6 protein-coding genes and 1 tRNA gene are annotated in these 4,649 nt (G+C 72.8%); 4 read left to right on the top strand and 3 right to left on the bottom strand.

Going from position 1 to position 4,649, the window contains the following annotated elements; genetic code table 11:
- The 3 genes from CCL05_RS34945 to CCL05_RS34935 form a co-directional block, all read left to right on the top strand.
- Positions 1–1,123, top strand: a 1,123-nt coding sequence (locus tag CCL05_RS34945) for a S1C family serine protease (RefSeq protein ID WP_244204504.1), incomplete at its 5' end; no start/stop codon positions are given.
- A gap of 63 nt (positions 1,124–1,186) precedes the next feature.
- Positions 1,187–1,273 (top strand) — tRNA-Ser (locus CCL05_RS34940).
- A 94-nt stretch (positions 1,274–1,367) separates the two neighbouring features.
- Complete coding sequence (locus CCL05_RS34935) at positions 1,368–2,126, top strand: glycosyltransferase family 2 protein (protein ID WP_086564663.1); 759 nt, start codon at positions 1,368–1,370, stop codon at positions 2,124–2,126.
- 18 nt (positions 2,127–2,144) lie between these two features.
- Here CCL05_RS34935 and CCL05_RS34930 read toward each other — a convergent pair whose 3' ends face one another.
- The 3 genes from CCL05_RS34930 to CCL05_RS34920 form a co-directional block, all read right to left on the bottom strand.
- Positions 2,145–2,906 carry a PIG-L deacetylase family protein gene (locus CCL05_RS34930; protein ID WP_086564662.1) on the bottom strand — a complete coding sequence of 254 codons (762 nt, stop codon included), beginning with the start codon at positions 2,904–2,906 and terminating at the stop codon, positions 2,145–2,147.
- Positions 2,907–2,915: 9 nt separating this feature from the next.
- Positions 2,916–3,143: a ferredoxin gene (locus CCL05_RS34925; protein ID WP_086564661.1), complete on the bottom strand. Its 228-nt coding sequence runs from the start codon at positions 3,141–3,143 to the stop codon at positions 2,916–2,918.
- 96 nt (positions 3,144–3,239) lie between these two features.
- The gene (locus CCL05_RS34920; RefSeq protein ID WP_244204503.1) at positions 3,240–3,731 is read right to left on the bottom strand and encodes a hypothetical protein; all 492 of its coding nucleotides are present in this window, start codon (positions 3,729–3,731) and stop codon (positions 3,240–3,242) included.
- A gap of 356 nt (positions 3,732–4,087) precedes the next feature.
- Between CCL05_RS34920 and CCL05_RS34915 the strand changes: the two genes are divergently transcribed.
- Positions 4,088–4,649 (top strand): nSTAND1 domain-containing NTPase (locus tag CCL05_RS34915; RefSeq protein WP_483025082.1); only part of this gene is annotated, 562 nt, incomplete at its 3' end.

Genomic DNA, 4,649 nt, shown 5'->3' with positions numbered 1-4,649 from the left:
CGGCCGTGGCCGCGGTGGTCTGGTCGCCGCGCTCCTGGTGGCCGCGCTGGTCGCGGGCGGCCTGGGCGGCGGTCTCGGTTACACGCTGGCGAAGAACAACGACGACAACAGCGGCTCGACGACGGTGTCCGCCTCCAGCAGCGGCGGCGACGTCAAGCGCGACCCGGGCACGGTCGCGGGCGTGGCCGCCAGGGCGCTGCCGAGCACGGTCACGATCGAGGCCGAGAGCAACAGCGGCGAGGGCGGCACCGGCACGGGCTTCGTCTTCGACAAGCAGGGCCACATCGTCACCAACAACCACGTCGTGGCCGGCGCGGTGGACGGCGGCAAACTCACCGCGACGTTCCCGAGCGGCAAGAAGTACGACGCCCAGGTGGTCGGGCACGCGCAGGGCTACGACGTGGCGGTCATCAAGCTCAAGAACGCCCCGTCGGACCTGAAGCCGCTCACCCTCGGCGACTCGGACAAGGTGGCGGTCGGCGACGCGACCATCGCGATCGGCGCCCCCTTCGGCCTGTCCGACACGGTGACGACGGGCATCATCAGCGCCAAGAACCGCCCGGTCGCCTCCAGCGACGGCAGCGGCAGCCAGGCGTCGTACATGAGCGCCCTGCAGACCGACGCCTCGATCAACCCGGGCAACTCGGGCGGGCCGCTGCTGGACGCGCAGGGCAACGTCATCGGCATCAACTCCGCGATCCAGTCCACCGGCAACGGCGGCTTCGGCACCGGGCAGTCCGGTTCGATAGGCCTGGGCTTCGCCATTCCGATCAACCAGGCCGAGTACGTCGCCCAGGAGCTGATCAAGACCGGCAAGCCGGTGTACGCGAAGATCGGCGCATCCGTCTCCCTGGAGGAGTCCTCGGGCGGCGCGCAGATCTCCAAGGAGGGCGCGGGCGGCGCCGCCGCACCGGTCGAGCCCGGCGGCCCGGCCGCCAAGGCCGGCCTCAAGCCCGGCGACGTCATCACCAAGCTCGACGACCGGGTGATCGACTCCGGCCCCACGCTCATCGGCGAGATCTGGACCCACAAGCCCGGCGACAAGGTCACGATCACCTACGAGCGCGACGGCAAGCAGGACACGGTCGACGTGACCCTGGGCTCGCGCGTCGGCGACAACTGACCAGCGGCCGCGCGCACCGACCCGTTACCCTTGTCCCCGCGCCGCCGATCACGGCCGGCGCGGGGAGGCGTGCCCGAGCGGCCGAAGGGAACGGTCTTGAAAACCGTCGTGGCAGCGATGTCACCGTGGGTTCAAATCCCACCGCCTCCGCAGAGCTGAAGTACCGCGGGTGAGAGGGGCTGTCGAGCGTGCTCGGCGGCCCCCTTTCGTGTGCGTGGGTGAGTGAGAGGTGGTGAGTGCGGGCGTGAGCGGGCGCATCGTCGTCGTCACCGCTGTGCACGGCCCGTCGGCCCGCTTCCTGCCCGAGGCCCACAAGTCGCTGCGCGAGCAGTGGCTGCCGGAGGGCTGGGAGTGGCACTGGGTCATCCAGGAGGACGGGGAGAGCGCGGACGTACGGCCGTACGTGCCCGACGACGAGCGGGTGACCTTCCGGCAGGGCCGGGCCGGGGGCCCTGGTGTCGCTCGGACCATCGCGCTGGCGCACGCCGAGGGTGCGTACGTGAAGGTCCTGGACGCCGACGACCAGCTGACACCGGGCACGCTCGCGCGGGATCTGGCGGCGCTGGAGTCCGACAGCGGGCTCGGGTGGGCGACGTCGCGCGTGCTGGACCTCATGCCCGACGGGTCGACGGCCGGTTTCCCGGGCGACCCCGACCCCGGGCCGATCGAGCGCGGGACCGTCTTCGAGCACTGGAAGGCCAACGGCTTCCTCGCACCGGTCCATCCGGCCTCGCTGTTCGTGCGACGGGAGCTGTTGCTCGCCCTCGGCGGCTGGATGGCGCTGCCCGCGTCGGAGGACACGGGGCTGCTGCTCGCACTGAACGCCGTGAGCCGCGGGTGGTTCTCGGGCGAGGTGGGCCTGCTGTACCGGAAGTGGGAGGGGCAGGTGACCGGGCAGACGGCCCATGTGAACCGGGCCGAGCGCGCTGCCCGGATGGCGGTCGTGGAGGCCAGGGCCCGGGCGCTGGCCGGTCTTCCGTGGACTTTCCGGGCCGGGCACTGATGTGAGCTGATCACCCCCCTATGGCTTGAGCTCCGTCTCCCTCGCTGCCCGCGCGGCAAGGCCATGGCGGATGTACCACTCCGTACCGAGCAACCGCTCCCGCTCGATCGCCGGCAGCGCGGCGATCAGGCCCGGGGCGGCTCCCCGTTCCACCTCCGTGCGGTGCGCCAGCACGGCGGCGATTTTCCGGTCCAGCCAGCCGGTGACGTCGACGGTCGTCGTGACCCGGTCGTCCGGGACCGTGCGCATCGTCTTGCCGGTGGGGGCCAGATGGCCGCCCCACGCCCGGACGGCGGAGTGCGGGTGCGTGGACAGGTACAGCGCGCTCGGCTGCCAGGGCTCACCGGCGTCCGGGTAGAGGCGTTCGAGTCCGGCGGCGTGGACCGCCGGCAGGGTCACGCGGTGGGTGTGTACGTGGTCCTCGTGGCCGGTCAGGCCGCCGTAGGCGTCGTGGGTGACGACGATGTCCGGGCGGAAGTCCCGGATCTGGGCGACCAGGGCGCCCACCGCCTCGTCGAGCGGGGCGTCGCACAGGCGCGGGCTGCCCGGGGCGGACCGCGGGACGCGGGAGTCGGCGTAGCCCAGCAGACGTGGCCGGCCTGCGCCGAGGATGTGGAGCGCGTCGGCCAGTTCCGCGGCGCGCGGGGTGCCCGGCGCCCAGGTGGCCGTGACGACCGCCGTGCGGGCGCCCGCCGCCGCGTGCCGGGCGAGGGTGCCGCCCGCCACCAGGGACTCGTCGTCGGGGTGGGCGAAGACCGCGAGCAGGCTCGGTACCGGCATCGGCCCTCGCTACGGACGGTCCGGTGAGGAGGGTGCGTCGGTGACCGCGATGCTGATGGCCTGGCTGGGGCACTTCTCCGCCGCCTCCAGGACCTCCGGGGCGTCGCCCGCCTCTTCGTGGCCCGGGCGGACGGCACCGAATCCGTCGACGAACGCGAAGACCGCCGGGGCCCTGTGGACGCACTCGGCGGACCCGTAGCAGAGCTCGCGGTCCACAGAGACCTTGTGCCCCTTCATTTCCGTTCCCCCCTCATCCCCCCACCAGCCGATACCGGAAGCCGGTGGACCCGAGGTGTTGACTGCCCAGCGCGAGGCCGGCCGAACCGGCCCGCCCTACCGCGCGCCGGCCGCCGCGAGCCAGTGGGCGACCCGGCGTACGGCGGCCTCGTCGAGGCGTTCGGCGAGGGCCTGGACGGTCGCGTCGTCCTCGGGGGAGAGGTCGTAGAGGCCCGCCTTGCTCAGCCCCGACATGAGGACCTGGTGGCGGCGGCCGGTCATGCGTTCCGCCAGTACGGTCGGTCCGTTCGGTCCGGCGGCAGGGGCTTCGGGGGTCGGCCGGGGTGTGGTCGCCTGCTGCAGGGGTGTGTCGGACTGCGGGGGTGTGTCGAAGCGGTGCCAGGCGCCGTCCTTCGGTCCCCACAGGGCGAAGGTCACCTCGTCCCCCCGCGCGCGCAGCGTCTGTGTCATCTCGCCCAGGGCGTGCAGCACCGGTGAGCGGTGGGGCGACTCCGCGGCTGACCGCCAGGTCCGCTCGGCCGGCCGGTAGTACATCGCCACCCAGCGCGGGGCGCCCTGCGGGCTCGGGCTCTCGGGACGTGTCTCCACTGTGCTCACCCCTGTACGTCGCTCCGGAAGCGGTACGCAGGCCTGCTTGGCAACGGCACGGCGACCATAGCTGACGCATCGTCAGTAATCCAGGGTTGGAGAGCGCGGTCCGCTGGGGAGGATCACCACGTCGTCCGGCACCAGTCCCTCCCCTCGTGGGGACCGGTGCCGAACCGTGGGGTCAACGTCGCCCGACTTCGCTGGAGGTTGACCGGATGAGTGCGCTGCTGCGTCCGGATCCTGCCAGTTCCGGCCACCGACGAGGAGTCTCCGGTTCCGGGGGGACGGTATTACCGCAGGTCAGGCATATAGAGTGAGTTTTCCGGTCCGGACGTCCAGACGCGGGGAGTTGAGGAGTGCAGACCTTGGGTTCCGACTCCGGGGCACGTAACGCCTTAGCGGAGCGCCTCGCACTGCTCTACAAGGAAGCCGGGAACCCTCCCCTCAAACGGGTGTCCGAAGCGGTCGTCCGGCTCCAGCGGGTCGACGAACGCGGGCGTCCCGTCCGGGTGTCCGCGCAGCGCATCAGCGACTGGCGCCGGGCACGGAACGTACCCGCTCAGTTCACCGCCCTCGCGGCGGTGCTGCACGTGCTGATCCCCGAGGCGCGGCGCGCGCGGCCCACGCCGGTCTCCCCGGGCCTGTACGACCTCGGTCAGTGGCAGCGGCTGTGGGAGGCGGCGGTGGCCGGGCCGGTCGGCGAGCGCGACCCGGACTCCGCGGAGCAGGAGCGGCCGGACGCCGAGGTCCCGCCCGCGCCGCCCGGCGGGGTGTGCCCGTACCGGGGGCTGGCCTCGTACCGCAGGGAGGACGCCCGGTGGTTCTTCGGCCGGCAGCGGAGCACGGACGCGCTCGTCGCCCAGCTCCGGGCCGTGGCGGGGGCGGGCGGCCTGGTCATGCTCGTGGGAGCGTCGGGGG

The sequence above is a fragment of the Streptomyces africanus genome (genome assembly GCF_002150735.1).
Taxonomy (GTDB): domain Bacteria; phylum Actinomycetota; class Actinomycetes; order Streptomycetales; family Streptomycetaceae; genus Streptomyces; species Streptomyces africanus.
This window is presented reverse-complemented; position numbering and strand designations above follow the sequence as displayed.

Coding starts and splice junctions, on each gene's coding strand:
- CCL05_RS34930 (WP_086564662.1), bottom strand. CDS start 2,906: ATGCCGGTACCGAGCCTGCTCGCGGTCTTCGCCCACCCCGACGACGAG.
- CCL05_RS34925 (WP_086564661.1), bottom strand. CDS start 3,143: ATGAAGGGGCACAAGGTCTCTGTGGACCGCGAGCTCTGCTACGGGTCC.